This window comes from Brevibacterium antiquum (genome assembly GCF_016107655.1).
Lineage (GTDB): Bacteria > Actinomycetota > Actinomycetes > Actinomycetales > Brevibacteriaceae > Brevibacterium > Brevibacterium antiquum.
In genome coordinates this window covers 199,901-225,964 of sequence record NZ_JABASX010000001.1, presented here as the reverse complement: position 1 = coordinate 225,964, position 26,064 = coordinate 199,901, and the positions used below count along the sequence as shown (strand labels likewise).

Here is a 26,064-nt window from a genome sequence, read left to right as displayed (position 1 = left end):
CTCCTTCTGCGGCCCTGCGCCGATTATTCGGTCCTTCATCGACCCGAAAGGTCGACTCACCTGGCACACTTCGTCAGTGTGACAGTAGCAAACACGGCTAAGCGTCCCGTGAGAACTCGAATCTGTGTCCGCATTGAACTTGAGAACACCGCTTTGAACCTGAGGACGCTGCGATGAACCGGAAAATGGGAAAGCAGAAGCCAGAGACCGCCGAGGTGGTCCCTGGCTTCTGCCAGTCGGCCCGGTCTGACCATGTCGCTCAACCCAGTGAGATCTCGATCGGATCAGCGAAGAGTCCACCTTCGAAGGTGAGCTTGTCCGGTGAGACATCGGCGGGGACGTCGAAGACGAGAACGCCCTTAGCCGTGTTGCCCGGGTTGATCTCCTCGGCGAAGAGAATGGAATCAGCGTCGGCATAGAGTCCGGCTTCCGAGTCCGCGGAATAAGTGTTCCCAGCTTCGTCGCCGAGCTTGATGTTGTCCTCCCAGAAGAAGTCCGGCGCCGAAGCAGTGTTCTTCACGGACAGGTTGACGGTGACGAACTGGCCTTGGGCCTCTGCGCCCAGGTACTCGTCGCCGACTGAGGAGACGCCGTCCTTGACCGAGTTGACGGTGACTTCCCAGTCATCGGCGGCCACCACATCGCCGATGCCGTAGCTGGCAGCAGCGTCTTCTTCGGCCGCCTTGTCCGCGGCAGGCTCTTCCTTCGCCTTGTCACCGCTTGCCGCCTCATCCTCGGCGACGGCAGCAGAGGATTCGGTATTCTCTGCCGAATCGTCTCCCCCGCCGGAGATGGCACTTCCGATGATGACGACGACCAAGATGAGAACAATCCAGAACCACCAGCGTTTGAGCAGCGGCTTCTTCCGCTTCGGCGGTTTCTGTCCTGAGCTGCCTGGACCATAGGCACCGGGGCCGTAACCACCGGGTCCATAGGCGCCCTGGCCAAACGCACCAGAATCGTACCCACCGGGGCCACCATAGCCGCTGGCTCCTGCGGGGCCCGCGCTCGGATGTCCAGCACCCGGGTCACCGGACGCCTGCGGGTCAGCCATCGGCGAGCCGGCCATCTGTGGACCAGGCACGCGGTAGGTGGAACCTTGCGCATTGACACCAGGCTGAGGCTGGGCTCCAGGGTGCGGCTGAGGCTGAGCACCGGGCTGTGCTTGCGGCTGAGCACCGGGCTGCGTGTGTGGGTCATTGTGAGTGGACATCATGCTCCTTTGATGATGAGCGCCGCGCTCCGCTGGAAGGCGGGTCGAAGCAGCTGGCGCAAATGAAATAGCGAGGTTCGCGTTGATACTCCTTCAGCATTCCGCCTCGGCGAAGATTGGACATCAACCGTTCGGCTCGACCTCGATCATCGATCGGCCAGGCGACGCCAGCCTGATGGCTGACGTCCGGTGTCAGCCCGTGCGGTTACGATTCCTGTTGTGACAGTTCATCCGTTCCCGCCGCCGCATCATGGCTCCTCCGTCCCACCGAAGCCGGCCCAGCCACCGATGCCTGCTGCCTCTGCGACGCCACATCCGGGTGCTGCCTCGCACTCGGAACGCAAACGGCGTCTCCGGCACGGAGCCCAACTGGCGGTGAGCATCCTTGTGGGCGTCATCGCCTATGTGACGGGCTTATTCATTTCGGCGATGGCGCTGCAGGCGAACCCGTGGGCCTTCGGCAGCAACGGTGAACTCACGAACACGGGAATCGTCGTGGTCCTGCTGCTGAGTCTCGTTTGGCTCAGCGTCTTCGTCCGTCGTCGTTGGCCCCTCGTGCCGTTCATCGCCGGGGCTCTCCTCGCCGCGGGTTGGGGCGATGGGCTCCTGCTCCTCATCGGCCTGTTCCATATCGTCATCCGCGGACCTCGGGTGCGGATGGTCGTCACCGCCGTCATCGGGTCGGTGCTCGTCATCGCCGGAGTGATCCGTCACTGTCTCCTGCCTCCTGCTCTCAACCCATTCGGCCTCATGATCGTGGGTGATCCTGCGGTGATCACCGACGTCGAAGCTTCTGCCCCACCTGCGGACTCTCTGCTGGCGATGAATCTGATGACGATCATCGCCGGCGTCGTCGGACTTGGGGTGAGCATCGGGTTCGGACTGCTGCTGCGCCGGACTCGCAGAATGAAGACCGTCGAGACGATCGCCCAGCGTGAAACCGAACGCAGCGAATCGCTGTCTACGGAACTAGCTCGCCAGTCCGAGCGCAATCTCCTGGCCCGCGAGCTCCACGACACCCTCTCCCACCGGTTGTCCGTCATCTCCCTGCACTCCGGGGCGCTGGAAGTCGGAACTCAGGATGACGCCGAGGTGGCGACCGTCGCCTCTGCCCTGCGCCGAGAGGCACGTGCATCATTAGACGATCTGCGCCACCTCGTCGGCGGTGTGCGTGAAGGAAACTTCGGCGAACAGAGCCGACTGGGACCGACGTCGACTCCGCCGAGCCTGCCCTCCATGGACTCCATCCCGCAGCTCATCGCCTCGGTTCAGGCGACCGGCACGCAGATTCGTCCGTCAATCATCATGCAAGACGTTGAGAGTGCGCCGACGGTGCTTGACCGAGCGGTTTATCGCATCGTGCAGGAGTCGCTGACGAACGCGTTGAAGCACTCCCCCGGTGCACCTGTGGATCTGAGCCTGAGCGTTTCGGCAAACCAGGGAGCGCGCATCGTCGTATCGAACGCGCTGCCGACGACCAGGACGAACGAAGATCCGGAGTCGGACTTATCGACGAGCGGTTCGGGAGCCGGGCTCGAGGGAATTCGTGAAAGAACGCACCTGCTCTCGGGCATGGTCAGCATCGGACCGCGTGAGGGGCTGTTCGTCGTCGACGTATCCTTCCCGCCGTTCGAACGCCGGTCTCAACACTGACCAGGCTCAGCGCTGACCGACCTGAGGGCTGACCAGTCTCAGGGCTGACCAACCTCTGGGACGCTCATCACCTGCGTCACGGCGCTCTTCTGTGGCGCCGTTCCCCTCCCGATGCTGTGCCCGCACGGCTTCGCCGCTGTCGTGTCCTGGGCCTCCTGTAGTCTGTTTTCATGGCTCAGACTTCTCCCAGTATCCGCGTCCTCCTCGCCGACGATGACCCGATGGTGCTGACTGGGCTCAAGGCCATACTTCAGGTCGCCGAGGGCATTGACACGGTTGCAACTGCTCTCAATGGCGAAGGTGCACTGGAGCAGGCTTCACTTCATTTCCCTGACATCGTGCTCATGGATGTGCGGATGCCCGGAATCGGTGGCATCGAAGCAACTGCGCGGTTGACCAACAGTGTGCGGCCGCCCAAAGTCATTGCTCTCACCAGCTTCGATTCCGATGATTATCTCTTCGGCGCTCTCGAAGCAGGTGCCAGTGGCTTCCTCCTCAAGGACATCGGTCCTGCGGAGATTGCTGAGGCCATCAGGAAGGTTCATGCCGGTGAGTCGATTCTGGCACCGCAGGCGACGCTGCGGATCATCAGAGCGATCACAGCGAAACAGAATCATCGGACCAAACGCGATGCCGCCGCGCTCATCTCCACCCTGACAGCGAAAGAACGCGAGATCGCTGTCCTCGTCGCACGGGGGTTGTCGAATCGTGAGATCGCCGAGGCGACTTACTCCAGCGAGGCCACCGTGAAGACTCATCTCAACCGGGTGAACGTCAAACTCGATGCCAGTAACCGGGTCCGTATCGCTGTCCTCGTCGAGCGGTCCGGTTTGACCACGGGTTCCGGCATCATCTGAACGGTCTCGTCGTTTCCAGCCTGCTCAGAATGGCGGCGGATCTTTCGCGAGATCATGTTCCCATTGCACACGTGCCTCTTGCCAGGCCCTTTTGATCCGGACATACTCGATCTTCGACGTACGGTAGTCGCCTGACTTCTTCAGTCGGTGGTACGGCTGATTCCTGCGGCGACCTCGCGGCAGCCGTTTCATAGTCACCGGGTTCGGTCCCGGTGGCAGGCAGCGTTGGAATACCGCGTTCTGCCAGTCCGACATCCGATCGACCATCAATTGTCGACGCTTGGCTTTCGCCAGGTCATAGCTCTCCTGCAGTTGTCGCTGATGGTCGGCGATTGCTTGCTCGCGTTGCCTCGCTTCGTCGCGTTCTCGAATCGTCGTCTCACCGGGCATGAGTTCAAGGACGTACGGCGGTGGAGGAACCTTGTCTTTGGGAAATCGCCACTTTCTGGGACTGATACCAGTCAGTGCGTAGAACTCGATGGCTTGAGCTGCGTCGACGGGCTGGTCGGGAGCCGCAACCGTGGTTGTCACACCATGGGAGAACTCGTATTCGACCAGTCCAGATTCCGGCATCCGCACTGAGTAGTTTCGGGCAGTCTTCACCGCGTGGTGCTTTTTACAGAGACAGTGCAGATTGCTGAAGCGAGTGAGCCCACCCTGGTCAGGATGGTCATGGTCGAATGGAATGACGTGGTCGATCTCCGACTTCTCCGCCTTTCGACTGCACCCCGGCACTGTGCAGATCGCCCATTTGGCAATGAGTGTTCTCCGAACATCGTTCGGAATTCTGTAGGTGGTGGCCTTCGCGTCGATGGGTGTGCCTGTCGCCGGATCCGTCAGTATTCTCGTCAGCGTCTTCGAACGGGCACCGATGCGTCGCGCTGTCTCTGCTGGCACCGGCGAACCGTCAGCGAGTGTTCCCGGAAGCTCTGATTCGCCGGTCAACGTCAGGTACGGGACCGTGACCACGACGGCGGCTTGGTTCGCTATCCACCACTGGTCGGTGGGCATGCCGACCGTTACGTCATATTCTGTGATCTCTTCTTGCGGTGGCGAAGCGGGGGAAAAGGCTGTGCCCTTCGGAGACGTCCCTGCGGCATCTTTCGCACAATCGGTCAGCCCACTGACTCCCTGATCATCGAAATCAAACAGAGGGCTTCCCTTGTCATCAAGAAGCGACGATTCTGTAGTGCCTTGGATTCCCGTCACCGGGTCGATGCGTTTGACCCTGATGCTCAGCTTCGGCTGTGGCCGGGTCGCAATGTCAAACATGAGATTGCTGATGGTGCGCTCGTCGATGACCTCGACACCGGGCGCCAGGTTGAACGTGTTGGCCTGTCCCGCATGAATCGCTCGCGCCATGGCTTGGATGCGCTGAAAGCTGGCATGGACCTCAGCAGCCGGCCCTGTCAGAGTCATGCATGCCGATCCATCCTTGAATGTGTCGACATCGACTCTCCGTCGACGGGCGGCTGTTTCTGCCCGGTCTTCTGCAGGTTCGAGGAGCTGGATCTTCTTGCGCAGTGCGGTTCGGAAGTACTCGCTCGTCACATCTGCTCTTCTGACAGAGAGATGTTCGTCCAGTCGGGGCAGGAATCGCATGGCAACCGTTTGGCATAGGTCGGCAGCGGCATCAACATGAGCTTGCGTGAACTCGCCGTCTCGGACTCGGTCGGCGAACCGTGGGAGACCGTGTATCACCGTCATCGCGGCAGTCAGGCGGCGGTAGGTGCGCGGCGTTGAGGTTCCGAAGATTGCCGAGATCTCAACGAGGTCCTCGGTGAACACATTGTCGTGGATCCACCGCGAGAAGTCGGTGTCGGGCTCGAAACCGGGGAAGTCCGGAGGTTCAGGAGCTTCTGGCTCGGGTTCAACCGTGGGCGTTCGAAGGCTCTGGGCAAATTCGGCATCGTAGGCCATCATTGCCGTCGAGGTGTCGACAACGAGTACGAGCTCGGCGCAGGGCTCGTCGAGGTCGAATTCTTCCGGCGGTCCCGAGTTCCAAGCCAAATCGCTGACGGTCATACGTAGGTTGGCTTCTCTGACTCGTTCCTCTTCTGAGGGTTTTGGGCATCGATCGACCGAGCCGGCAATCGTGGCGAACGTGTACGGGTCGTCCCCTTCAGGAACGTCGGCTCCGTGGTGCTGGATGACCTGCTCGAGGATGACTCCCGCACTGAGCTCGAATACCTTCAGCTGCGCTTGGTCGTATTCAGCAGATGCACTGCCAAGATTGGTGACGCTCGATTCGCAGCGAACGCTGTAACGTGGCGACGCACTTTCATCTGCACTCGCGCCGGCGCCTTCGCCGGCAGAGTCGGGTTTCTCGCTTCGTTCGCTACGTTGCCCGTCATGCGTTTCGGATGTGTTTTTCATCGTGTATCACCTGCCTCGTACATCTATGTCGGGAAGAGTGAGTAGAACACTGACCAGGTTAACTGCTGGTTACATTCTATATTATTCGAATATCACTTGTATAGACCTGATTGATGATCATTTCTGATTCTCCATTGAAGCATCAGTGCCGTCCGGATCATTTTGTTGTTCAATGATTGCAGACGGCACTGACACGAGTACTGTCGTGCGGCACTGTCAGCCCAACCCACTCAGTCACTGGACTTCGACAGGTGACTGCTGGCAACCTCGGCGAACTGCTGTCGTGAACGCCATGAGAGCCCCAGATACAGAAGGAATGAGGCGACGAACGACGGGATCGTTGCCCCCATCGGACTCGGGAATGCATAGGTGAGCAGGTAGGACACAATGGCGCCGACTATCCACACTGCGACTGCGACCCAATTGACGCCGCGCGAGTAGGAGTAGATACCTCCCGCGTCACTCAAGATGTCCCTCGTATAGGTCCGGCGCTTGATGATGTAGTAATCGACGATGAGGATCGCGAACACGGGAACGAAGAAGGCCCCGATCATTGTGAGGAAGTCGGTGTACTGGTCGAGCAGGGCCAACCAGGTCGATCCGAGGATCGAGACGATTCCGAGCACCAATGCCACTGGCAGGAACTTCAGCTTCGTCCGGCTCTGCGCGCCGACGACCGAGTTGACCATGCCGTAGACGACCATCGTGTTCGTCGCCATCACGGACAGGAAGATGACGATCGCCAACGCCCACCCGAATTCCGCGGCCAGCGCGGTCGGGTCGAAGGGAGCCGCGTCTGCGCCGTCGAGGAGGATGTAGCTGAAGGCGGTGAGACCGAGGACCATAGCAAGCACCGTGGAGGCGATATAGCCGAGGCCCGAGCCGATGATCCCTGACTTCTGGCTCTTGGCCAGGCGGTTGAGGTCACCAGAGAGCACAGTCCACGAGATCGCAGTCGAGATGACGATATCGAGAGCGAGCACCGGGGTGAATTCCAGACTGGGATCGGCCCGAATCGCAGTGTATTCGCTCGGTGAGTGCCCGTTGAAGGCGATGACGAAGACATAGGCCATGACCAGCAGAATGAGGAGCGCGAACCAAGGTTCGGCCTTCTCGATGCCCTCGTGCCCGAGGATGGCAAGCCCGACGACCAGGGCCTGGCACAGAACGGAGAAGAGGATCGGGTTGGAGAATCCGGTCGTCTGCGCGACGACGAAGTTGACGCTGATGCCCGCGAGCATGGCTTGGACCCAGCTCCAGCCCATGAGGATGACGACGTTGGCTGCGACAGGCAGATAACTGCCTTTGGGGCCGAATGCTCCCCGGGTGATCGCCATGGTGGCCAGGCCGGTGCGGGTGCCGATGTTCCCGATCAGAGTGAGCACGATTGTGCCGATGATCGTGCCTGCGATGATGACCACGACGGCGGTGAGGTAGTCGATGCCCGGGACGAAGAGTGTGCCGGTGAGCATGGTTGTCACGACGAGGTTGGCGGCCAACCAGATCATGAACATTCGTCTGGTGCCCAAGTGCCCGCGGATGACTCCGGAGTCGTCGCTTCCGGATTCCAAGCGCGACTCGAGGCTGCGATACCAGTTCACTGGGCGACCACCTCGGCGGCGTTGGGCTCTGCATCAGCGGACGCATCCGCAGGTACAGCGTCGGGGACAGTCGACAGGTGTTCGTGGATCGCCAGGAGATTTCCGTCGCCGAGGTGGCGGAAGATGATGCTCTCACGTTCCCGATACGATTCCGCGCCCTCCCTCGTCGTCACCGTCGTATCGACGGTGTGAGAGAAGACCGCTCCGCCCGGGAAAGTCTGCACGAGCCTGGCTGAGGAGACGCAGTCGGCGACTGACCATCCCTCGGCTATCCATGAGTCCCACGTCTCCTCGTACTCCGCACGTGAGTCCAAGCGGTTGCTCTCTGGATGGAAGATGAATGTGGCGTCGGGGGCAAAGGCTGCGAAGTAGGCCTTCGCATCGGTCGTCGCAAATGCGGCGACGATGGCGTCGGCGGCGCGAAGCACCTCGGCGTGGCTGGGTTCATTCACATCGTTGGGCATGACGATCGTCAACTTTCTTTGTCGCAGGTTCTCGCGGGCGGTCGCAGTCAGAGCTGATGGACCGAGTGAAACTCTAGTGATTTGGTGACTCAGCACACTGTACGCAGTGGAGTGATTGTCGAGTTGCTTATCCACTGCGGACTGCGCCACCGGCCACCCGCAGCGGCGCACTCCACGCCCACGCCGCTGCCTGCATTGCGAGATAGCGCTGTCAGCAATTGAGATTTCGCTTAGGTTGAACAACGTGTGATATGCGGCTCCATCCGCAGACCCCGCCGAAACGTGGGTCGATGATCGTCATAGTGAAGATGAAGGAGACACTGCTTCCATGAGTGCGGAACTGATCTGCGTGATCGTCCTCGGCCTGATGTTCGTCATCGGCACATGGCGTGACATCAACATGGGCCTGCTGGGCTTCGTCGCAGCGGCAGGAGTCGGCGGACTCGTCCTCCACCAGGCCCCAGAGGAGTTCCTCGCCGGCTTCCCCGTCGACCTTTTCCTCACCCTTGTGGGACTGACCTTTCTGTTCGGCTTCGCCCAGAACAACGGCGTCATCGAAGTCATCGTCAATTGGTGCGTCAAGCTCGTAGGCGGTCGGACAGCGCTCATGCCGTGGATCTTCTTCGCCCTCACCGCGATCCTCATCTCCTTGGGTGCGCTCTTCGCCGTGGCCATCATCGCGCCGCTGGCGTTGTCGTTCGCACGTAGACATCGGATCAACCAGTTCATGGTCGGCCTCCTCGTCGTCCACGGTGCACTGGCCGGGGCTTTCTCCCCCATCAGCGTCTACGGCATCTTCATCAACGACTACCTGGCCACGAACGGCCTGACTCCGACACCGTTGTCGTTGTTCTTGGCGCCGCTGATCTTCAACGTGGTCTTCGCTCTCGTCGTCTACTTCGTCCTTCATCGGCGACCTGGATTGCGCGCCGAGGCGGACGAAGCCCTGTCCGCCGAAGCTGAGACAAGCACCACCAGATTGACTCGGAGCCAGGTGCCGACCCTGATCGGACTCATCGCGATGGCGCTGTCCGTGCTGATATTCAGCTGGGACGTCGGGATCGTGACGATCACAATCGCCATCGTTCTCACCTTCATCAACCCGGCAGCGGGTAAGGCCGCGATGACCAAGGTGTCATGGTCGGTCGTCATTCTCATCACCGGAGTCCTCACCTACATCGCCGTGCTCCAGGCCGCGGGTACCGTCGAATGGGTCTCGGCCGGGATCTCGGCCATCGGCATCCCGCTGCTGGCTGCCCTTCTGCTCTTCTCCATGTCGGGCCTCATCTCTGCATTGGCGTCATCGTTGGCGATCATCGGCGTCGTCATCGCCCTGGCCGTGCCGTTCCTCGAATCAGGCGACGTGCATGTGGGCGGCTTCGTCGCCGCGCTGGCGATCGCGGCAACCATCGTCGACATCAGTCCGTTCTCGACCAATGGTGCGATGCTGCTGGCCAATGTGCACTCGACGATCCGCGATCGCTACTACAAGCAGATGATCGGCTATGCCGGCCTCATGTGCCTCATCGGTCCCGGACTGGCCTGGGTCGTCGCAGCGGTGCCGACGATTCTCACGAGGTGAGTGCCGACCTGTCGAGGTTGCTGACCATGTGAAAGCCCTGGCCCGGCGTCCGTTCGTCTCGCCCAGGTCCCTCAACTCACCAGGCTTGAGTCCCTCGGTGCAACAATGCAGTATGAACGATCCGCTTTGGCACGAACTCCTCGAGCGAGTGCGACAGGACACCCCACAGCTTCTCAACGACTTCCTCGCCGAACTTGCTCAGCATGAGGGCTACACCCACGGCCGCGTTCCTGCCTCCGATCTCACAGGAACCGCTGAGCAGGTCTTCGACCTCTTCCTCCGGCGGCTGTCCACCGCTGAACAGATGGCCGACGAATCGTCCCTTCCAGATGCTTTGGGACGACGACGTGCCAGACAGGGCCTGCGAGTCGATCAGTTCACTGAGGCTGTGCGCATCAACTTTCGGGTGCTGTGGCGAGCACTTCATCGGGCCGCGCAGCCAGATCTCACCGGCGTGCTCATGGACAACGGGGAACGCGTCCTCGACGTTGTGGAACGTTATGCGACGGAAGTGCAGCGGTCCTTTCTCAACGAGACGGGGGAAATGGCGCGTTCGCGCAGAACCGCCCGCGAACGCGCCCTGACAAAACTGTTCTCCGGTCACGCCGTCGATGACGACATCAGTGCCATCGCCACGGTTCTCGGCATGAGACACGACGGTGAATTCGAACTCATCGCACTTCCCACCAATGTCATCACCGATGATCTGGAGCAGAGCTTCTCGACCCTCGAGGCACATTCCTACGAAGACGAACAGATGACCTATCTGTTCCGTCATCGGCGTACGCTGATCAGCCTGGTCGACGAACTGCCCGAGCTCGCAGGCGGACACATCTCGAAGGTCGACGGATTGGGGCAGGTGTCACGGGCAGCGGCACTGGCCAAACACCTCGGCGAGCTTCATCCGGGTCGCTCTGCAGTCACTGTGAAGGAAGGATTCGCCGCCATCGCCCGCACCGCGGTGGAGCCCCTCATCAGCGGCTTCGAGCATGAACTGCTCGGTGACTTTGTCAGCTCGGTGGGCGAAGAGTCTGATGAGAGAATGAAGCGTCTGGGCACAACCATCGCAGCCTACCTGAAGAACGGTTCGGTTCAGGAGGCGGCGGACTCGCTCTATGTCCACAGGAACACCGTGTTCAAACGTCTGCAGTCCTTCCACGACATCACCGGTTTGGACGTGACCATCCCCCGTGATGCGGCGATCGCGCTGATTCTGACGCAGGACACGCAACGGTACTGACCGACGATTGCCGGCCCAGAGGTTCATATGCACACCGCGGTGCTCAAAGCCGAGACATTCATCCAATGCCCCTTCATCCGCGCTCCCCTAGGCTCGAATCAGCACCCCACACCTCAACGAGCTGCACTCGAAGGAGAGCCAATGATCACCAACGACGCACAACAACGGATCCTCGCGGCAGTCGACGCCCAATTCGACCAACAGCTGGCGGCGACAGCCGAGCTGGTGAATTCGCCGTCCAGACGTGAGCATGAGGAGCCCGCACAGGATCTCATCGAGTCCCGTCTGCAGAACCTCGGCCTCGACATCGACAGATGGATCATCGATTCCCCCGAGCTGGAGGCCCACCCCGGCTTCGGTCCCTCCACCGTTGACTACACCGGAATGACCAATATCGTCGGCACGTACCAGCCTGCCCAGGACAGCGGGAAGTCCCTGATCCTCAACGGCCACATCGATGTCGTGCCGCAGGGTCCGGAGGACAGATGGTCGCGCTCACCCTGGGACGCCGAGGTGGTCGACGGGTGGATGTACGGCCGCGGTGCCGGTGACATGAAGGCAGGTCTGATCGCCAATCTGTTCGCATTCGACGCCATCCGTCAGGCCGGTTTCGACCTCACCGGCCGCGTCCACCTCCAATCCGTCGTCGAGGAGGAATGCACCGGCAATGGTTCCTTGGCGGCACTGCTGCGCGGATACACCGCAGACGCGGTCATCATCTCAGAGCCCGAGGAAGATGCCCTGGTCAGAGCCAATGTGGGAGTTCTGTGGTTCACGGTCCGAGTCAGCGGCAACCCCACACATCCACGCGAGATGGCCAATGGCTTCAACGCCATCGATGCCGCGTTCGACGTGATGCAGGCTCTGCGCGGTCTCGAACAGACATGGAATGACAGGAAGGGTGAGCACCCGTATTTCGAGGACCTCGACCACCCGATCAACTTCAACTTCGGTGAGATCCGCGGCGGCGACTGGCCCTCGAGCGTGCCTGCCTGGTGCGAACTCCAGGTCCGCGTCGCCACCTACCCCGGAACCAACGCCGATGACGCCTGGGCCGAAGTCGAGAAATGCGTGAGGGATGCCGGCGCCGGACGGTCAGCGGACGGCGGCTCCTCAGCTCGCCCGACCTTTGAAACGGTCCTGACTCCGAACGGCTTCTACGCCGACGGCTACGTCCTCGAGCCCGGCAGTGATGCCGAAGAGCTGCTCGAACGCACCCACCGTGAGACCTTCGACGCCGAGCTCACGAGCTTCACCACTCCCGGCTATCTCGACGGTCGAGTCTTCGTCAACTACGGACAGATGCCGACTCTGGTCTATGGTCCGGTCTCGGAGAACATCCACGGATTCGACGAGCGTGTGAGCATCGAATCCGTGCGCAAGTGCACGAAATCCATGGCGCTCTTCATCGCCGAGTGGTGCGGCATCGACGAATAGGTGACGCGGGATCGACAAATAGTCCGGCTCCTTGCTTCAGGAAACCGCACTGGTTGACTCAGCAAACCGCACTGACGGACGTCACATGCTCCCGTTGGCCTGGAAGTTCCCGTGCCAGGACAGCGCCTCACCCAGCAGGTGCGGAGTGTGGCGTCCGTTCGGGTTCTCTGCGATCGCCCGATCCAGATAGTCGCCGAGGCGGTCCCGATAGCTCGGGTGCGCGCAGTTGGCGATGATTGTCCGTGCTCGTGCCACCGGGGAGAGTCCACGCAGATCGGCCAGTCCCTGCTCAGTGACGAGAATCTGGGTGTCGTGTTCCGTGTGGTCGATGTGGCTGGCGAAGGGCACTACCGAGGAGATCATTCCGTCTTTTGCCAAGGAGTTCGACACGAAGAAGTTGAGGTAGGCATTGCGAGCGAAGTCGCCGGACCCGCCGATGCCGTTGATGATGGACGAACCCATCACGTGGGTGGAGTTCACGTTGCCGTAGATGTCGGCTTCGACCATCCCGTTGATCGCAATGACGCCGAGGCGGCGGATGGCTTCCGGATGGTTCGACATCTCCTGTGTGCGCAGGAGGATGCGCCCCTTGTAGGACTCGATGTTCTCGTTGAAGTCGGCGGCACGCTCGGCCGACAGTGAGAAGGCCGTAGCCGAGACGGAGGCGAGCTTGCCGTTGTCGATGAGGTCGAGCATCCCGTCTTGGATGACCTCGGTGTAGGCGCTCAGACCCTCGAATTCGCTGTCAGCCAGGTTGCCCATAACGGCGTTGGCGACGTTGCCGACGCCCGACTGCAGCGGCAGCAGCTCTGCAGGCAGCCTGTCGGCCTGGATCTCGTGGCGCAGGAAGTCCACGAGGTGGGAAGCGATGGCCTTCGAATCCTCGTCAGCGGGCTTGAACGGCAGGTTCCGGTCGGGTGCGTTCGTCTCAATGACGGCAACGACCTTGGATGGGTCCACGCGCAGGTACGGGTCGCCGATGCGCTGCATGGGCTCGAGGAGCTGGATGGGCAGACGCTCGGGTGGGCGGCGGGTGCCGTAGTAGACGTCGTGGAATCCTTCGTAGGCGCGCGGGTGCCAGGAGTTGACCTCGAGAATGACCTTGTCTGCCAGGTCGAGCCATGTCTTCGAATTGCCGACCGAGCTGCCGGGAACCAGCAGACCGTTGGGCAGGATCGCAGCGACTTCGACGATGGCGACGTCGAGGTCTCCGTAGAAGCCGAACCACGCCTGCTGGGCCGAGTGGCTGAGGTGTGTGTCGACGTATTCCGTATCGCCGGCGTTGATCGACTTCCTCATTGCCGGGTCGGACTGGAAGGGCAGTCGTTTGCTCACGGCTCCCGCCTCGGCGAGGACTCCGTCAAGTTCGGGTGCGGTCGAGGCGCCGGTCCACAGCTCGATACCGAAGTCACGACCGGCATCGTGCTCAGTGCGAGCCTGCACTGCAATGGCACCGGGCACCGACTTCGGATATCCCGAACCGGTGAATCCACTCATGGCGACGCGGTCGCCGTGACCGATGAGAACAGCCGCTGCCTCTGCAGTGACGACCTTCGAACTCAGGTCAGGGCACGTAATTCTCGACATTCACATGAGTTTATCGGATGCAGTTTGTGTCACTTCAACCCGGCCAGGAACTCCGCTGCCCCAATCGCAATCTTCGCCTCGGCCTCCACGCCGACGGCGAGCATGTCCTCGTCGACGTCGAAGCGTTCGGTGTGGTGCCCCCAGGAGGTGTCCATGCCGATCTGGACGTAGGTCGCCAGGCCGCCGCGTTCCTTGACTCGCTTCATCATCGCCGTCGCGTCCTCGGATCCGCCCAGTCCACCAGTGTCGCTGATCTCGGCGACTCCATCGACACCCTCGAAACAGGTCCGGATATAGGGCAGCAGTTCCGGACTCGGTGATTCCTGGTCCGCCTTGCCGACTACAGTCGATTCGAAGTCGACGTCGTACATCCTCGCGGCACCAGCGATGACGTCCTGCGCCCGCTCAAGCATGAATTCGTTGATCTCGCTCGACTCGCCGCGCGTTTCGACCCTGAGCGTTGCTGCCCTGGGCACGACATTGCGGCCCTCACCGGCATAGAAGGTGCCGACGTTGATGCGGCTGGCACCCTCGGAGTGCCGGGGTATCGCATGCAGGTTCAACGTCGCCGAGGCGGCTGAGAGAAGCGCGTTCTTGCCTTTCTCGGGGTCTCCCCCGGCGTGTGATCCGACGCCGGTGAAGGTGACGTCGAGCTTCGTGCTCGCCAGGTACCCATCGGACCCGGTGAGCACATTGCCCTTCCCATCATCGGATTTCAGGTGGGTCGCGACGAACAGGTCCACATCGTCGAACCAGCCGGCGGCCACGATCGAATGAGCGCCACGCACCCCCTCCTCGGCGGGTTGGAAGATGATCTTCACTGTCCCGGTCAGTTCGTCACGACGCTGGGTCAGCAAAGTGGCCAACCCCAGTCCGACGGCGGCATGGCCGTCATGACCGCACCCGTGCATGGCAGCCTCGTTGACCGAGGCGAATCCTTCGGCGAAGGGCCGATGGGTCTCATCGGCCAGTTCCACCAGATCGTTGGAGTCGATGTCGAAGCGGAAGCACACGACGGGCCCGGGCCGTCCGGTCTCCAGCATGCCGAGGGCACCGGTGAATCCGTCACCCATCGCCTCGACGAGCTCCGGGTCCGCGCCCTGCTCAACGGCGCGTTCGCGTTCGGTCGCCAGCACCTCGGCGCTGGGCACTCCCAGCCGGGCATCGGCATCGTGGAGCTCTGGTCCGTATGTCGTGTCCCACCCCAGATCGCGCAGGACGGTGATGATCGCCGAAGTGGTCCTGAACTCCGTCCATCCCGGTTCGGCGAACTTGTGGAAGTCCCGTCGCCAGGCGGTGAGTTGGTCATGGAGCTGGAGTGACACGCTCACGTGCGCAGCCTCGATTCGATCGGCAGAAGGATACCTTCGCATCCTATTCCTCTGTGGCGGTGATAGTCACAGGCTGGGCCATCGCCTGCTGACCGCCGCGTGAACTCTGGTAAAACGGATGCATGTGCACTTCCCACTCATCCGGAAAGTCATCCGGCCTCCGTCTCCTGACGCCGTTAGCCCTGCTCGGCGCTGCGACTCTGATCTCTGCCACGCTCCATCCGCAGTGGTCAACTGTTCTCATCATGCTCGCCCTCTTCGGTCTCGGTGCCGGCCAGAGTCTGTTCCGCGCCGAAAGGTGGCAACCGGCAGATAACGTCACAACCGTGCGGCTCGGACTCATCATGGTCGTCGCTGCCCTCATCATCCGTAATGACGGCTTCTCGTGGCTGGCGATCGTCATCGGTGCGCTGGCGCTCGTCCTCGACGCCTGCGACGGTTATGTGGCACGGCGGACCGGGGCCACCTCGGCAGGGGCCGACTTCGACGAATCCGTCGATGCTCTCGTTGTCCTCGTCTTCTCCGTCGCACTCGTTCCAGTCTGGGGATGGTGGGTGGTTCTGCCGGGCACCTTCTACTACCTCTTCCGCGGGGCAGCCCTCCTGCGGCCCGCCTGGGGACAACAGCTGCCACCGTCGGTCCTGCGCAAGACGATCGCAGCAAGTCAAGGAATCCTCCTGCTCACCGCTGGATCACCACTGGCTCTGGAAAATCCGAGTATCGGCATCATAAGTGCAGCGATCGCCCTTGCCGCACTCGTCTTCTCCTTCGGCCGTGACGTCCTGTGGCTCGAAAGGCGTGCCAGAGCCCAGACGCCAGAAGATTCCCACAGATATGCAGAAGGCTCCGTCCGGCTCCAGCCTGTTTCGGGGAAGTCAGAAGCTGTTTCGGTGAAGTCAGAAAAGCCGGAAAGCCAGCGTGATCGTACACTTGAGGGATGAACGCCTTGCACGGAAGCATAGACTCAACCGGCCTGGTCAGCGGGCCGCCGAGCCGACTGCCCACCGCCCACGGGCTCTTCGCGCTTCGCACCTACACTCTCAATGGAACGGCCCACGCCGTGATGTCGATCGGCGACCCGGCCAAGGCAGACGCTCCTCTCATACGAGTTCACAGCGAATGCCTCACAGGCGATGCCCTCGGCTCGCATCGCTGCGACTGCGGTGACCAGCTCTCGGCGTCGCTCGCGGCTATCGCGCAAGCTGGCGACGGTGTTCTCATCTATCTGCGCGGACACGAGGGCCGCGGCATCGGACTGGAGAACAAGCTGCGCGCCTACGCCCTCCAGGACGCCGGTCTCGACACCGTCGCCGCGAATCGTGCCCTCGACCTGCCCGACGATGCACGGGACTACACAGCTGCTGCTGCGATCCTCCACGATCTCGACTGCCCGCAGATCACCCTGCTGTCCTCGAACCCCAGCAAGGTCACCGCCCTTGAGGACATGGGCATCACGGTGGCCGATCGCCTCAGCCTCCAGGTGCCAGACCGACCAGAGAATGCCGGGTATCTCGAGGCCAAACGCCGTCTAATGGACCATATCGCCCCCGCCGGTCACTCGCACGAGGACCAGACGGAGACGGACACCGAGTGCGCCGCGAGCACAGCGTACGCAGAGAACACGCTGGCCGTCTACGACACGATCGCCGGTGGTGACGAGGTCGTCGCACAGCTGGCCCAGAGCGAGGACGGATTCATCGCGACGTCCAAGGGTGACGCGCAGTTCGTATCCGGGCAGATCGACCGTGCCCACCTCCATCGGATCCGGGCTTCCGTCGGTGCCGTCCTCGTCGGCTGCGGCACGGTTATCGCCGACGATCCCCGGCTGACGGTGCGCGCCGTCCCCGGCGTGAATCCCGTGCGAGTCGTCCTCGACCCGCACGGTCGGATACCGGCCACAGCGACGGTCCTCACCTCACCTGAGGCGCCCACGATATGGCTCACCGGCGCCGAGATAGTCCCCCCACCGGACATCGGTGACCACGTCCGTATGGTTCGGCTGCCAGCGACGACAGAGAATGAGATCTCTCCCGCCGCCATCGTCTCGCTCATCCGCGAGCGTGTCTCCGGTGCCATCCTCGTCGAGGGCGGCGGACGCACCGTATCGTCGTTCCTGTCGGCCGGCATACTCGACCGACTGTTCCTCACCTCGGCGCCCGTGCTCATCGGCAACGGAGTCCCTGGCATCCGTTTCGTGGGCACTGAGGTTATGGCTGAAGCGCTGCGTCGGCCGTTCCGGCGCTACCGGTTTGGTGAGGACATGTGCACCGAATACCTGCTCAGCGAACTGGCACGCGACGGATCTGCACGGGATCCTGACCTCCATCCTGGTGCTGCCTCCACAGCCTGACCATGAGTGTGATTGCGCCCGGCAGCGTTGAGATCGCGGCCAGGAGACCGTAGCCCGTCGACGAGGTGACAGCCCATTCGACGGAGCTTGCGAGGCTGCCGGCTAGAATACTCACACTGACTTCGCGCACTCCCCAGCCGCCGACGCCCAGTGGGATGCTCATCGCCGCGAGGCCGATGACGGCAAGCGCGGGAATGACGGGACCGCCGAGGGCAAGCATCGCAATAAGGTAGAGGGCGAAGAACGATCCGATGGTCACCGCCGCTGTCAGCCACACGAGCCCGATGGTCGATGCTGTCATTCCCCGCATGCCCAGGACGGAGAGGACCCCGGTGACCACGGCGACTGCTGCGGCAACCCACGCGAAGGCCGGGGCCACGGGAATGAGGGCGAGCGTGGCCGTGATGAAGAGCAAAGTGGTTGCGCTCAGCCGTTCAGCACCGACGACGGTGAGCGGAGACAGCCACCGGCGGCGGCCGATATTGCGGTAGGCGGCGACACGAGCAAGATCTCCGCTCAACCCGCCGGGCAGGATCGTGTTGAGCAGACCGGCCGAATAGCAGTCGGCAAGAGCTCGGCTGCGACTCACCTGTGTTCCCGTCTGCCTCAGCAGCAGAGAGAACCGCATTGCTTGCGCAGTCGTGGCGAGAAGACCGAGGCCCAGCGCGGCGAGGACCGTCACAGGCGTGACCACTCGTCCGCCTTCGAGCAGGGCCTGGACCCCGACTATACGCACTGTGAGGACGAGCAGGGCGATGGTGATGAGGAACATCAGCGCCCGCCGCACCCACATCTTCCTCATCGCTTCGGCTCGTCTGACCTCGTGCTGAGCTGAGATCTCCTCGGGCGCTGGTGGCCCGTCGCGTCGATGAGCACATCGATATGGTCGACGACGACGCGGAGCTCAGCCTGGGCCAATCGGTCTGTCAACCATGCTCGACCGGCCGTGCGCAGGCGGGGGCCCTCTTCGACGGCGGCATCGACGCGTTCGGTGAGGAATCGGGTGAGGAATTCCGAGTCACGTGGTGCTTCGAGGTGCCAGGGGCTCGCGGATGATTCCACTCGTGCACCGATGCTGCGTGCCTTGGTCTCCAGCACCGGCGCGGCCTGGGTGCCAAGGCGTGAATCGCGGCGCTGATGGGCGACGAACGCCTCATCGAGAACACCGTCCTCTGGCCGTGTCGGGGTCAGATGCCACTGGCCGGAGATGCTGAGCAGGAAGATTCCGATCCCGGAGAAACGATGCAGCGTATCGACGATGGCCGTTAGGTCATCGCGCGTGAGCACGTCGAGCAGGGCACTGCCGGTGATGAGGAGATCACACGAATCTGGCGTCCCTGCGGCGGCTGCTGTTCGCCGCTCGTCCCTTGGCTTGGCTGTGCCCACTTCCGTCATGCTGGCTTTGCCCACCTCGGTCAGCACCTCGTCAAGCACTTCGGCAGCGATGCCCGGCAGGGAAGTGATGGGGGCAGCGACCGTGCGCACTGCCGTGGTGAACCTGCCGGCGGCGATCTCGAGTGCGGACTCATCGGCATCCACGAGCACCCAGTGCAGCGGACGTTCCGGCAGTCGTTGTACGAGGTGACGGTCGAAGAAGCGCATGGAGTTGCCGGTTCCAGCTCCGAGGTCGATGACGACCAGCGGTCGTTCTGTGCCGACTTGTCGTTCTGCGTCTAGGCTCAGCGCGCGGGCCGCCATGTCCAGGAGCGGAAGTGCATACTGTCGTGCAGCATCATCGAAGGGCACCCGCAGATCCAGCCAGTCCGGTTCTGCGGCGTTCATGAGACGCTCTCCATGACGGAGAGCATGGTGCGCGCTGTCTCGTCCCACCCGTGCACAGAGGATTCCCTGGCTTCGAGCGCCGTGGCTGCAAGTTCGGTTCGGTAGGTCGCGTCTCTCATCCACCGTTCCAGGGCATCTGCCCATATGGGGACGTCCAGTTCCAGTGCGTGCCCGGCAACCAGAGCCTCCTGTGCCCCGGTGCCCGCGCTCACGAGTGAAGGAATAGCAGCGGCGGCACCCTCGCGCACGACCATCCCGAAGGTCTCGGCCTTCGAAGGCAGGAGAAGCAGGTCCGCGTGCCGGTAGAGCTCATCGACGGCGGCCCCGTCGAGTTCGCCCACACAATCCACCGAGCTCAGTCCACTCAGTGCATCACGCACGTCCGCGGCATAGTCGGTGTCGGTGATGGGCCCGGCGAAGGTGCAACGCCAATCGGTGATGCCGCGTCGTCTCAGCTCCTGAAAGACGTGTGCGAGGAACAGCTGGTTCTTGTTGTCCTCCATCGCTGCGAGGCAGATGAGGTGGGCTGGCGAACCGGGCTGCGTCACGGAACGTGGATGCGTTCCGGGCAGGGCCATCTCGGCGGTGATGCCGTACTTCCGGGCCACCTCGGCGGCGGCGAATGCACTCGTCGTCACCACAGCGGATGCGGACCGCAGACAGACGACTTCACGACGGGCAGCGGCAGGTGTCTGTGCCAGCGAATGCTGGAGGATCACGATCGGACCCTGCAGAGGTGTACGGAGGCTGCATCCGATAAGCCCGTCGATGAGGACCGGGCGGTCCCGCCCAGCCGCAGCATCGCCAGCTTCCTGACATCGTGCAACCAGCTGGCGCAACCTGGCCACATCCTCGCCCGCGGGTTCTGCCCAGGTTCCAGGCGCGGTGATGCGCTCGATCCGCCCCTCGGACGCGGCGGCGAGTTCGGAGTTGAAGCGCAGTCCCCCGCTGATGCGGCCGAGGTCCGGTTCGATGAGGGTGTAGGTCACGGCCGATTCGCAACGGTATAGGACACCGCAGCGCGCGGGTTCTCGCGCAGGTGGACCGTGATCCCGATCTCGGGACGGTCTGCGAGAGAAGTGGAGAGGTCGGTGCCGATGTATTCGGCGATCGCTTCGCTCGTCGACAGACGGCCTGCGAAATCGGGATGCTCATCGAGGTTCGTGTACCGCAGCGGTGTCAGGGCCTCGTCGAGCAGCGCCAGAGCCTCACCGATGTCAAGGACGACACAATGTTCGTCGAGCTCCTCCCGGGTGAACGTCACCTCGACTGCGAGGGTGGCACCGTGGAGAGCCTGCGCGGGCCCGAAGAATTCGTGCGGAAGACTGTGGGCGATCATGACGTGGTCGTTGACGCTGAGGGTGAACATTCAGGATCCTTCTTCGTAGTCGAGCACATGGCACAGGGTGGCTGTCGCGAGCGCAGTGTCGCTGCTGAGTTCGTCCATCAGCCATGGCAGGTCCTGCCACCCCGAAGTTCCGGTGATGAGGGCGTCGAAGCGGTCGTCGTGGAGTGCGCTCAGTGCGGCACCCAGTCTCTCGCTGCGGGTCCTCCGCGCGCGGTGTCCGGCCGGGATCTGGCCCACTTGGCTGGCGACGATCGCCAGTCGCCTCGCGTGGAAATCAGAGCCGAGTGCCACCTGGGGCTCTGTGTCCCCATACCACGAGGCTTCGACGATAGTCCCGTCATCGCCGGCGATCTCGAGGGCGCGCGCCAGACCGGCTTCGCTCCCCGAGGTGTGGATGACGATATCGCAGTCATCACCGGCGTCCTCGGGAGCGAGGGCAGTCAGGCCCAGGCTAGTCAGGAGGGTGCGCCGTGCAGGGTTGGTCTCGATGATTTCGAGACGCTCGAGCGGAAGATGCGAAGCCAACAGCGCGGTGGCGGTCCCGACCATGCCCGCACCGATGATCGCCACCCGGTCACTGTAGCGCGGGGGTGACTGCCAGAGGATGTTGATCCCGGTTTCCGCGGCTCCGGCCAGCAGCGCCCGATGATCGGTGATGCCCTCGGGGATCGGATACACATCGTCGGGGGTCACCAGATGATGGCTGTGGTGGGGCAGCAGTCCGAAGACACGCGTGCCGATCCATTCGGCCGGGCCTTCATCGACGACGCCGACAGCCAGATATCCGTAGGAGACGGGATAGGGGAAATCGCCCAGTTGGTGCGGGGCTCGCATAAGCTCGGCGACTCGTGGTGGCACTCGACCGGTTTGAACGAGTGTCTCGGTCCCCTTCGACACCGCCGAGGCGGTCGTGCGCACCCGCATCATCCGACTCGCGCCGGCGCCTGCCTCAGCGCCAGCGTCCACCCCTGTATGAGGGGTCGTCACCTCCCTCCAACATCCCTGTCGGTGAGCTTCGGTCCAGTACTGCCAAGCCATACGAACATCTTAACAGCGCAGGTGAGCTGGGTTGTGGAGCAAGTCCGGGCCGAGAATCCGCCCATCCCGTCCAGTGAGGTGAATCTGTGACCTTGTCATGTGATGAGTGTTTCGCTCGCATCGACGAATACGTCGAACACACGCTTGCCGATTCGAGCTACCGCGATGTGCCCATGGACGTGCACTTGGCAGGGTGCGCCGTGTGCGCCGAGGAAGCAGAGACGCTGACCGAGCTCCTGTCCTGAATCCTGCCCGGGCTTTCCTTAGGATCCGGACTTCTACTCAGACACTCATAGGAACGGGCGCATTGGCCGCAGCGCGGCTTCGACGACGTGGGCCACCGGGTGACGGTCCAACCAGTCGCGGCCCAGGACGCTGCTGTGCTCGGCGTCGCTGAGGAAGGTCTTCTCCACCTCGGCGGCAAAGTCGGGATCGATGACTTCGACATTGGTCTCATAGTTGAATGACAGTGAGAGGCGGTCGATGTTCGCGGTGCCGATCGTCGACCATTTCCCGTCGACCGTGGCGATCTTCGAGTGGATCATGGCCGCCTCGTAGAGCAGAACTGTGACCTCGGAGCGCAGCATCTCTTCGAAGAATCCTCGTGAGAGATAGTCGCCGAGGACGTGGTTGGATTCCTGGGGCACCATGACCCGCACATCGACTCCGCGGGCGGCCGCGTCGATCAGTGCCTTGAGGAGCTGCTGGTCGGGGATGAAGTAGGGTGTCGTCAGCCAGATCCGGTCCTGCGCGCGTTCGAAGGCGTTGATGTACATCGCGCGGATCGGGTAGACGAGCTGTATCGGCAGGTTGGCTGAGACCCGAAGCTTCGACTCCCATGCGGTCGGTTTGACCCATTCGATCTGCTCATCGGAGTCATGGAATTCGTTCCACACCTGCGCGATGGACTGGCGCAGCCCCCAGGTGCCGGGTCCGGCCGCTTTGAGGTGGGTGTCCCTCCAGTGACGAGAGTAGAGCGAACCGATGTTGAAGCCGCCGACGAAGGCGACGTCATTGTCGATGACGAGGATCTTGGAGTGGTTGAACCCGGTTTGACGCACCGGCCCCTTCCAGAGCTTCCTGGCCGCCGGCAGCCGCAGAACCTTGATCGACTCGTCGAGCTGGTCGTAGAAGGAGCGGGGAATGGTCAAGTTGGCGAAGCCGTCGTAGATCAGGTGGATGTCGACGCCGCGCTCGGCTGCTGCGTTGAAGGCGTCGATGAACTTCTGGCCCACCTCGTCGTTCTTCCAGATGAAGGTCTCCATCTGAATCGACTCCGTCGCGGACCCGATCTCGTCGAGCATGTCATCGTAGAGCGTCGATCCGTCGGTATAGATGCTCAGATCGGAGTCCTCGACGCGGGTGTGGAACGTCCCCGGCCGTGGCGCCTTGCGCTGTTTGCGACCACGCTTCTGCACCAGGTCGATGGCCATCGATGCACCAATAGTGAGGGGAACGGCGCAGGCGAGCCCGGCAACAGCCCAGGGTGCGATGGTGCGGAGACGTTGTATTCCCTGACGAAGATTTCGTGGAGTGGATTCCATATCGATTCAGTGTATCCGCTCCCAATTCTGGGCAACGTTAACCTCATACCCAAGAATGAGGGCTATGGTCGGCACCAGGTGCCCGGATACGGCACGTCGTTGCACTGTTCTAGGAGGAACGAATCATGGCTCAATCAGTCAAGGTACCCCAGCCAGCCGGAACGAAGACCACCAAGGCCGAGAACGCGGAGCACGGCTTCACCGCCTCCCCCGCTCTGGCCAAGAATATGCAGTCCGTCCTCGTCGACTTCATCGCCCTGCAGCTGGTCGCCAAGCAGGCTCATTGGAATATCGTGGGCCCCAACTTCCGCGACCTCCACCTCAACCTCGATGAGGTTGTGGACATCGCCCGCACGGGTTCGGACAGCATTGCCGAGCGGATGAGAGCCCTCCATGCCACCGCCGACGGTCGCCCCAGCGTTGTTGCCGAGCAGTCGTCGCTGCCAGAATTCCCGGCCGGAGAGATCACGACTCATGACGCCATCGACCTCAGCGTGCGCGCCGTCGAAGCCACGGTCGCGACCATGCGCAAGGTCCACGACGAAGTCGATGAGGCCGACCCGACCACGGCAGACATCTTCCACGAGTTCATCTCACAGCTGGAGCAGCAGGCGTGGTTCCTCAGCGCGGAGACGCGCTCCCCGTCGAACTGACATGGCTGTCCCTCCCCTATGAGGGTCCGCAAACAGACGGCCACCGGTGATCACGTGATCACCGGTGGTCTTTCTGTGACCTCAGCACTGGGCACGGTCCGCACGGGCCCAGCACCGCCGCCGAGGTGGCACTCCGTCAGCGGAGATCGATGTCCTGACCGTGCTCCTCGGGTGGACGGGGACCGAATATCCGCCGATCCACCTCGGCGATGGTGACATCATTGATGCTCGCCTCGCGACGGGACATGAGCCCATCACCGGTGAATTCCCACAGTTCGTTGCCGTAGCTGCGCCACCACTGGCCAGTCGTGTCATGCCATTCGTACTGAAAGCGCACGGCAATCCGGTCATCGCTGAACGACCACAGACTCTTGCGCAGGGCGTAGTCGAGTTCGCGTTCCCACTTTTCGGTCAGGAAGTCGACGATCTCCGCGCGTCCTGAGAGGAACTGATTGCGATTGCGCCACACCGAATCCGGTGTGTACGCCAGCGATACCTTCTGCGGGTCGCGGGTATTCCACGCATCTTCGGCGCCCTGCACCTTCTGTGCGGCAGTGTCGGCGGTGAAAGGAGGGACGTGCGGACGAGCTTCTGACATGACGGTTCCTCTCTGAGCCAATGACGTCTGGAGTCACCAGCTACTGTAGCCCCGCACAGGCGTTGACAGAACAGCTGCGCGGCCACCTTCATCCGGTGAGCAGAATCACTTCAAATTTCTAGTTTACTGTTCAACTACAGGGTAGACTATTTCTGTACTTGTTTTGTATCGAAAAAACTGGAAGTGATAATGACACAGCAGCAGATGCCCCCGACCACCTACGCAGGCGCGTGGGTTCCGCCACAGCAGCAGACCGGACAAAAATCTTTCATTGCAACATGGCTTTTCTCTCTGCTGTTAGGCGGACTTGGAGTCGATCGTTTCTATCTGGGAAAGATCGGCACCGGAATTCTCAAGCTGATCACATTGGGTGGTTTCGGCATCTGGGCCCTGGTCGACCTCATTCTCACTCTCACCGGCGCACAGAAGGACATGCGGGGGCTGCCGCTCAACGGATACCAGCAGCACAAGAAGGCCGCCTGGATCGTCACCGGCGTCCTCGTTGCCTTGGGGATTCTCATCGGCTCACTGTCGCCGAAGTCGACGGCTTCAACGCAGATCGCTGACCCGGTTCCCAGCGCCGAGGCCGAACCTGCAGCCATCGAGGAGCCTATTGAAGAGGCCCTTGCCGACGAAGCTCCGGAGGAGAAGGCCGCGGCAGAGGACGTCCCCGTCGCCGAGGAACCTGCCGAAGAACCCGCCGCGGCCCCAGCAGGGGACACTGCAGTTGAGGAACCAGTTGAAGAAGAACCGGTCGTTGAAGAGGAGCCAGCCGCTGAAGAAGAGGCAAGCGTTCCGGCTGAGTACACCTCGGCTCTGACCTCGGCCGAGACCTATTCCGACATGATGCACATGAGCAAACAGGGAATCTTCGATCAGCTGACCAGCGAATACGGCGGTCAGTTCACCGATGATGCTGCCCAGTACGCCGTCGACAATATCGACGCCGATTGGAACAGCAATGCGCTCGAGTCAGCCAAAACCTACCAGAATGAAATGGCGATGTCTCCGGCCGCCATCCACGACCAGCTGACCAGTGAATATGGCGGTCAGTTCACCACCTCGCAAGCCGACTACGCGATCGAGCACCTCAACGGCTGATCCTGACAGTCTGTCAGGCGCATTTGCTGACAACGTACTGCGGCGCCCCAACCCTGGAGTGGGTTGGGGCGCCGCAGTGGTGCCTCAGCAGGTCAAGTGAAGATGCTCACTCCACCCGGACCGACGAGGCAACCGACCACGATGAGGATGACTCCCCAGAGGATCTGTTTGCGGAAGATCGCGAAGATGCCCGAAATGACGAGCAGTGCTGCGATGATCCAGAGAATGGTAGCCATAGTCTTGTCCCTTCCCTAACTGTTGAACACTTGGTGTTGCACCCACAGGCTTATGAACCTAGTGGGAGTCTGA

24 protein-coding genes are annotated in these 26,064 nt (G+C 62.1%); 10 read left to right on the top strand and 14 right to left on the bottom strand.

The genetic code is table 11. The features are described 5' to 3' along the window. Positions 1 to 259: 259 nt before the first annotated feature. On the bottom strand, positions 260 to 1,213 hold the full coding sequence (locus JFC13_RS01040) for a DUF4352 domain-containing protein (protein ID WP_232488028.1): 954 nt from the start codon (positions 1,211 to 1,213) through the stop codon (positions 260 to 262). Between the two features lie 375 nt (positions 1,214 to 1,588). Between JFC13_RS01040 and JFC13_RS01035 the strand changes: the two genes are divergently transcribed. Both JFC13_RS01035 and JFC13_RS01030 read left to right on the top strand, forming a co-directional pair. Then, complete coding sequence (locus tag JFC13_RS01035; RefSeq protein ID WP_332839302.1) at positions 1,589 to 2,866, top strand: sensor histidine kinase; 1,278 nt, start codon at positions 1,589 to 1,591, stop codon at positions 2,864 to 2,866. Positions 2,867 to 3,036: 170 nt separating this feature from the next. Continuing rightward, positions 3,037 to 3,723 carry a response regulator transcription factor gene (locus JFC13_RS01030; RefSeq protein ID WP_198395259.1) on the top strand — a complete coding sequence of 229 codons (687 nt, stop codon included), beginning with the start codon at positions 3,037 to 3,039 and terminating at the stop codon, positions 3,721 to 3,723. Positions 3,724 to 3,747: 24 nt separating this feature from the next. Here JFC13_RS01030 and JFC13_RS01025 read toward each other — a convergent pair whose 3' ends face one another. The 3 genes from JFC13_RS01025 to JFC13_RS01015 all read right to left on the bottom strand — a co-directional run bounded on the left by JFC13_RS01025 (position 3,748) and on the right by JFC13_RS01015 (position 8,164). Next, complete coding sequence (locus JFC13_RS01025; RefSeq protein ID WP_232488027.1) at positions 3,748 to 5,748, bottom strand: HNH endonuclease signature motif containing protein; 2,001 nt, start codon at positions 5,746 to 5,748, stop codon at positions 3,748 to 3,750. Positions 5,749 to 6,329: 581 nt separating this feature from the next. Next, positions 6,330 to 7,700, bottom strand: a complete 1,371-nt coding sequence (locus tag JFC13_RS01020; RefSeq protein ID WP_332839301.1) for a purine-cytosine permease family protein — start codon at positions 7,698 to 7,700, stop codon at positions 6,330 to 6,332. Continuing rightward, positions 7,697 to 8,164 (bottom strand): YybH family protein, encoded by a 468-nt coding sequence (locus JFC13_RS01015; protein ID WP_198395257.1) that lies wholly within the window; start codon positions 8,162 to 8,164, stop codon positions 7,697 to 7,699. The genes JFC13_RS01020 and JFC13_RS01015 overlap by 4 nt, the downstream gene beginning before the upstream one ends. Positions 8,165 to 8,492: 328 nt before the next feature. Between JFC13_RS01015 and JFC13_RS01010 the strand changes: the two genes are divergently transcribed. From JFC13_RS01010 to JFC13_RS01000, 3 genes are all read left to right on the top strand, one after another. Beyond that, entirely contained in the window at positions 8,493 to 9,746 is a 1,254-nt protein-coding gene (locus tag JFC13_RS01010; RefSeq protein ID WP_198395256.1) for an SLC13 family permease, read from the top strand. Between the two features lie 112 nt (positions 9,747 to 9,858). Next, complete coding sequence (locus JFC13_RS01005; RefSeq protein WP_198395255.1) at positions 9,859 to 10,986, top strand: helix-turn-helix domain-containing protein; 1,128 nt, start codon at positions 9,859 to 9,861, stop codon at positions 10,984 to 10,986. Positions 10,987 to 11,127: 141 nt separating this feature from the next. After that, the gene (locus tag JFC13_RS01000) at positions 11,128 to 12,423 is read left to right on the top strand and encodes an ArgE/DapE family deacylase (protein ID WP_198395254.1); all 1,296 of its coding nucleotides are present in this window, start codon (positions 11,128 to 11,130) and stop codon (positions 12,421 to 12,423) included. Positions 12,424 to 12,504: 81 nt separating this feature from the next. Here the strand turns inward: JFC13_RS01000 and JFC13_RS00995 are convergent, their stop codons facing one another. Together JFC13_RS00995 and JFC13_RS00990 are read right to left on the bottom strand one after the other, a co-directional pair. Then, the gene (locus JFC13_RS00995; protein ID WP_198395253.1) at positions 12,505 to 14,010 is read right to left on the bottom strand and encodes an acetyl-CoA hydrolase/transferase family protein; all 1,506 of its coding nucleotides are present in this window, start codon (positions 14,008 to 14,010) and stop codon (positions 12,505 to 12,507) included. 29 nt (positions 14,011 to 14,039) lie between these two features. Further along, on the bottom strand, positions 14,040 to 15,341 hold the full coding sequence (locus JFC13_RS00990; protein WP_198395252.1) for an amidohydrolase: 1,302 nt from the start codon (positions 15,339 to 15,341) through the stop codon (positions 14,040 to 14,042). Between the two features lie 122 nt (positions 15,342 to 15,463). On the opposite strand from JFC13_RS00990, the gene JFC13_RS00985 reads away from it, so the two are divergent. Together JFC13_RS00985 and ribA are read left to right on the top strand one after the other, a co-directional pair. Next, positions 15,464 to 16,282: a CDP-alcohol phosphatidyltransferase family protein gene (locus JFC13_RS00985; RefSeq protein WP_198395251.1), complete on the top strand. Its 819-nt coding sequence runs from the start codon at positions 15,464 to 15,466 to the stop codon at positions 16,280 to 16,282. Continuing rightward, positions 16,279 to 17,691 carry a GTP cyclohydrolase II RibA gene (gene ribA / locus JFC13_RS00980; protein WP_198395250.1) on the top strand — a complete coding sequence of 471 codons (1,413 nt, stop codon included), beginning with the start codon at positions 16,279 to 16,281 and terminating at the stop codon, positions 17,689 to 17,691. The genes JFC13_RS00985 and ribA overlap by 4 nt, the downstream gene beginning before the upstream one ends. On the opposite strand, the gene JFC13_RS00975 is transcribed toward ribA, so the two are convergent. Genes JFC13_RS00975 through JFC13_RS00955 form a run of 5 tightly spaced genes read right to left on the bottom strand, consistent with a single transcriptional unit; the run spans position 17,621 to position 21,808 of the window. Further along, positions 17,621 to 18,493 (bottom strand): lysylphosphatidylglycerol synthase domain-containing protein, encoded by an 873-nt coding sequence (locus JFC13_RS00975; protein WP_198395249.1) that lies wholly within the window; start codon positions 18,491 to 18,493, stop codon positions 17,621 to 17,623. The genes ribA and JFC13_RS00975 overlap by 71 nt on opposite strands. Next, complete coding sequence (locus tag JFC13_RS00970; RefSeq protein ID WP_198395248.1) at positions 18,490 to 19,473, bottom strand: class I SAM-dependent methyltransferase; 984 nt, start codon at positions 19,471 to 19,473, stop codon at positions 18,490 to 18,492. Before JFC13_RS00970 ends, JFC13_RS00975 begins: the two co-directional genes overlap by 4 nt. Further along, complete coding sequence (locus JFC13_RS19765; RefSeq protein WP_198395247.1) at positions 19,470 to 20,462, bottom strand: glycosyltransferase family 4 protein; 993 nt, start codon at positions 20,460 to 20,462, stop codon at positions 19,470 to 19,472. Before JFC13_RS19765 ends, JFC13_RS00970 begins: the two co-directional genes overlap by 4 nt. Beyond that, positions 20,459 to 20,842: a 6-pyruvoyl trahydropterin synthase family protein gene (locus JFC13_RS00960; RefSeq protein ID WP_198395246.1), complete on the bottom strand. Its 384-nt coding sequence runs from the start codon at positions 20,840 to 20,842 to the stop codon at positions 20,459 to 20,461. The genes JFC13_RS19765 and JFC13_RS00960 overlap by 4 nt, the downstream gene beginning before the upstream one ends. Then, positions 20,843 to 21,808: a zinc-dependent alcohol dehydrogenase gene (locus JFC13_RS00955; RefSeq protein ID WP_198395245.1), complete on the bottom strand. Its 966-nt coding sequence runs from the start codon at positions 21,806 to 21,808 to the stop codon at positions 20,843 to 20,845. 137 nt (positions 21,809 to 21,945) lie between these two features. Between JFC13_RS00955 and JFC13_RS00950 the strand changes: the two genes are divergently transcribed. Further along, a complete protein-coding gene (locus JFC13_RS00950) occupies positions 21,946 to 22,104 on the top strand; it encodes an anti-sigma factor (protein ID WP_198395244.1) in 159 nt (52 codons plus the stop codon). A 45-nt stretch (positions 22,105 to 22,149) separates the two neighbouring features. On the opposite strand, the gene JFC13_RS00945 is transcribed toward JFC13_RS00950, so the two are convergent. Beyond that, positions 22,150 to 23,292 carry a phospholipase D-like domain-containing protein gene (locus tag JFC13_RS00945; RefSeq protein WP_232488025.1) on the bottom strand — a complete coding sequence of 381 codons (1,143 nt, stop codon included), beginning with the start codon at positions 23,290 to 23,292 and terminating at the stop codon, positions 22,150 to 22,152. A gap of 236 nt (positions 23,293 to 23,528) precedes the next feature. On the opposite strand from JFC13_RS00945, the gene JFC13_RS00940 reads away from it, so the two are divergent. Further along, positions 23,529 to 24,056, top strand: a complete 528-nt coding sequence (locus JFC13_RS00940; RefSeq protein WP_143921168.1) for a Dps family protein — start codon at positions 23,529 to 23,531, stop codon at positions 24,054 to 24,056. A gap of 136 nt (positions 24,057 to 24,192) precedes the next feature. On the opposite strand, the gene JFC13_RS00935 is transcribed toward JFC13_RS00940, so the two are convergent. Next, positions 24,193 to 24,654, bottom strand: a complete 462-nt coding sequence (locus JFC13_RS00935; RefSeq protein ID WP_198395242.1) for a nuclear transport factor 2 family protein — start codon at positions 24,652 to 24,654, stop codon at positions 24,193 to 24,195. A gap of 189 nt (positions 24,655 to 24,843) precedes the next feature. Here JFC13_RS00935 and JFC13_RS00930 point away from each other — a divergent pair, with 189 nt between their 5' ends. Further along, entirely contained in the window at positions 24,844 to 25,755 is a 912-nt protein-coding gene (locus JFC13_RS00930; protein WP_198395241.1) for an Ltp family lipoprotein, read from the top strand. Positions 25,756 to 25,847: 92 nt separating this feature from the next. Here JFC13_RS00930 and JFC13_RS00925 read toward each other — a convergent pair whose 3' ends face one another. Continuing rightward, positions 25,848 to 25,991: a GPGG-motif small membrane protein gene (locus JFC13_RS00925; RefSeq protein WP_198395240.1), complete on the bottom strand. Its 144-nt coding sequence runs from the start codon at positions 25,989 to 25,991 to the stop codon at positions 25,848 to 25,850. Positions 25,992 to 26,064: the final 73 nt, after the last annotated feature.